We start from the raw sequence: 2,962 nt of genomic DNA, 5'->3' as shown, positions 1-2,962 counted from the left end.
TGTCCACAGAAGGCGGTGCTGCGCATCCGTCCGGGCCCCGGCATTCTGCGGCAGTAGCAAGGCGTTCAGGGCCTGTACGGAGGGTTCTCGCGACAGTGTAGCGCGGGACATGTACATGTTAGCACTCCGGTCGGATATCGACCGGGCGATGCGCCACCCGGCGTGCGGCAAAGTGCCATTTGCTACGATCCAAGGCTTGATCATGGCGGGTTTCGACATGGGTGTCGCCGTCTTCGGCATCGGTCATCAAGTGGACTGCGACAGCCCCGGCACGCCATCTCGGAAGTTGCACATGTGCCAACGCATCCTCTGGAGAGTTCGCCGTGACGATCCGCGGCGCGACAGGCGCAGATAGCGGGCAAGACTTGCGCCCGAAATAAAGCGTGAAGACGGGCTCGACCAACGCCGCGCGAAGAGGTTCCAACTCTCCACCCCACAGGGCTACTCCGAACAGCGAGCCGGTACGATAATCCCGCAAGGTGATGGTGGTGTTAGTGTCGCGTCCGGCGATGCGCAGGGCTTCGGGACGGGAATTCGGACGTCTTGCCTTCGCCGAGGGCACGGTTTCGACGGTGTGATAATCGCGAAAAACATGCTCGACGCCTGTGACGAACGGGGCCACGGCCAATCCAAGCGCATCGAGGTCGGAAAAATCGTCCTCACGGCGCAATCCCAATGCAGCGCCAAGCAATCCGGTCACCGCCGAGCGTCCCGGCCATAGCTGGGATCCGCGCCGCTCATGGCCCGCCAAGTCGCCCATCGCGCCGATCGTCGCCGACAGGGTAAAGACGAGATATTCGGTCATGTACCCGCCTTTGCCGCGCGCGCTCCGAATGCGGCGATGTCATCAAGCGTGCCGCTACCTGCCGGAACGTTCATCACCGCGTGCTGCGCATAGGCCGGACCATACGCCAGGTCGATGGTTTCGACAGCTCGCTCCAGCTCCTGCACGGAGGTTTCCTCCCACGGCTGCGCCTTTACCGGTGCGAAGAAGGCACCGGTAAGGTCGCGAGGCTGCTGGGATCCCGTTTCGGCGCGGATGTAATAGGCTCGCGGACGGTGAGCAAAGCTGTTCTGTTTGCCGGTCGGCGTGGCCACGGCGAGGGCACGGGCGAGGGCCTCAATCCCCTTGGCAGCAAGGTCGCGATCCCCGTTCAGGTTCTCGACCAGAAGATCGGCATTCACACAGACATATTGGTAGTAGATGCCGGACCCGAACCCGCTTTCGCCAAGATGTCCGGCACCGCTGTCCTCGGCCTTGTTCAGATCATCGACGGCGGAATACCAGTCATCTTCGGCCATGGCTGTGTGGGTCGTGATCGCATGGCTAACCTGAACCGCCGCGTCGCGGTTGAAATCGGCATTATCCGCCAGCATACGTCCGAACATGGCAATATCGATCGCGCCATCTGCCTTGCGCAGGACCAGCTTCCTGAGTTCCTTGTCCTTGGGCAGATCTTCACCAGCAAGCACTTTCCGGGCAAGTTCCTCAGCCAGTTTCCACTCGTCGGGTGAGATGAACGCAAGCGTCGTTCCGATCTTCTTTTCTGGGGTCTTTTTGTCCGGCGCTTCCAGCTTGCCGAAAATTGTCGCCACCTGTTCCGCTGCCTTGACTGCCTCACCAGCATCGGCCCCTTCCGCGACCAAGGTCTCTCGCAGTCCCTCGAACAGACGCTTTGTGCGTGTCCCTCGATGATCGGCCAGATCCAGGGCGAAAAAGGCACTTTCACGAATTGCACGCTTCACTGATTGCGACGACAGGCGCAGGCGGGGCGCACCGCCGACATTCGCCTGTTTGGGGCGGCCCTGATCGTCGCGATTGGGATTTGATGGGCCGTATTTGGTCAGCACGTGAAATTGAACAAAGGTGGTCATTCGACTTTCTCCCCGGAAATCTGTCTGGGCGCATCTGCGCCGAAATACTGGAAACACCAGCGCGTACGTGTGCGTTCGCCCCAGAACATGAGATCCTCGCCCAAGGCCGCAACATTGCAGGTGTGGCCTGCCATTCGGATGGTGCGGCGTAAGCCACTGACCAATTCATCATCTTTTGACCGCATCAGGCGCTGAAAGCGCAGATGAGACAGAACCGGATCAGCCCCGCCGATAACTTGCGCCAAAGGGGCCGCGCTGTTTTCGCGTACTTCGGCCAGAACCGTGACGACGCGGACGAGCCGCGCTGCATCCCGTGTTCCCAGATACTGCGCAAGGTTGTGCACCTCGGGTTCGCATAAAACCTCGACCGGGGTCGCGCGCCGCAATTTGGCCGAAAGCGCCCGGCCTCGTGCGGTTTCGCGGTCGAGCGCCTTGCGCCACCACGAAAGGATTGTCTTTCCGGTGTCGCTCATGCCGCTTTTCCTTTCGTTGAATGGAGGTCCAGTCCCAGTGCCTGATAGAGGTTTTTGCCATATTTCCCATGCCCCGCGAATGTCCTCGTCAGGTTCCGGCGCGCTGTCACGATTTTCTGAATCTCGGTGGTGTCCCGCTGATCCAGTGCTGGCAGAGCCAGGGCATCAAACCGGCGCAGGGCCTCGGACCGAAGATCGGCACGCCAGCCCTCGCAAACCTTTGAAGGGTCACCTCCGCATTTCAGTGTCTCCAGACAGGCAAGGAATGCCGGTTCGGTGACTGTATAGAAGGCTTCTCTCTCGGCCTCTCGTGCCTCGCCCTCGGCCATGATCGGTGTCAATGCACCGCGCAACGCGACGGCCGCATTTTCAGCGGCATCAACCAGCCCGGCGAGAACAAGCCGGCTGTCCTCGGAAAGTTCAATGAACGGCTGAACAGAATAGACAAAATCACGGGGTTTCATCTTGTCCATCGCCCATCCGGCCACAATTATATCCGCAGGTCGCTGACTTGAACGCTCGTTTTCCCAGATTTCCAGGCAGGTCGCTCTTTGCGCCAATTCGGCGTCATTCGCTTGGGCCAGAACACCCAGCCAGTGGCGATATCCGAATGT

The 2,962-nt window shown here is 60.3% G+C and carries 4 protein-coding genes; all 4 read right to left on the bottom strand.

Annotated elements, in window-relative coordinates; all coding sequences use genetic code 11:
• Positions 1-118 precede the first annotated feature (118 nt).
• Positions 119-805: a type I-E CRISPR-associated protein Cas5/CasD gene (cas5e, locus tag ACESL9_RS17745; RefSeq protein ID WP_372675399.1), complete on the bottom strand. Its 687-nt coding sequence runs from the start codon at positions 803-805 to the stop codon at positions 119-121.
• Positions 802-1,875, bottom strand: a complete 1,074-nt coding sequence (gene cas7e / locus ACESL9_RS17740; protein ID WP_372675398.1) for a type I-E CRISPR-associated protein Cas7/Cse4/CasC — start codon at positions 1,873-1,875, stop codon at positions 802-804. The genes cas5e and cas7e overlap by 4 nt, the downstream gene beginning before the upstream one ends.
• Positions 1,872-2,348, bottom strand: coding sequence for a type I-E CRISPR-associated protein Cse2/CasB (casB, locus tag ACESL9_RS17735; RefSeq protein ID WP_372675397.1), 477 nt, complete (start codon positions 2,346-2,348; stop codon positions 1,872-1,874). The genes cas7e and casB overlap by 4 nt, the downstream gene beginning before the upstream one ends.
• Positions 2,345-2,962 (bottom strand): type I-E CRISPR-associated protein Cse1/CasA (locus ACESL9_RS17730; protein WP_372675396.1); only part of this gene is annotated, 618 nt, incomplete at its 5' end. The genes ACESL9_RS17730 and casB, both read right to left, overlap by 4 nt.

Source organism: Aquicoccus sp. (assembly GCF_041686535.1).
GTDB lineage: Bacteria > Pseudomonadota > Alphaproteobacteria > Rhodobacterales > Rhodobacteraceae > Aquicoccus.
The sequence above is the reverse complement of the archived record's forward strand: the minus strand, read 5'-3'. Positions and strand labels throughout refer to the sequence as shown.

Coding starts and splice junctions, on each gene's coding strand:
- cas7e (WP_372675398.1), bottom strand. CDS start 1,875: ATGACCACCTTTGTTCAATTTCACGTGCTGACCAAATACGGCCCATCA.
- cas5e (WP_372675399.1), bottom strand. CDS start 805: ATGACCGAATATCTCGTCTTTACCCTGTCGGCGACGATCGGCGCGATG.
- casB (WP_372675397.1), bottom strand. CDS start 2,348: ATGAGCGACACCGGAAAGACAATCCTTTCGTGGTGGCGCAAGGCGCTC.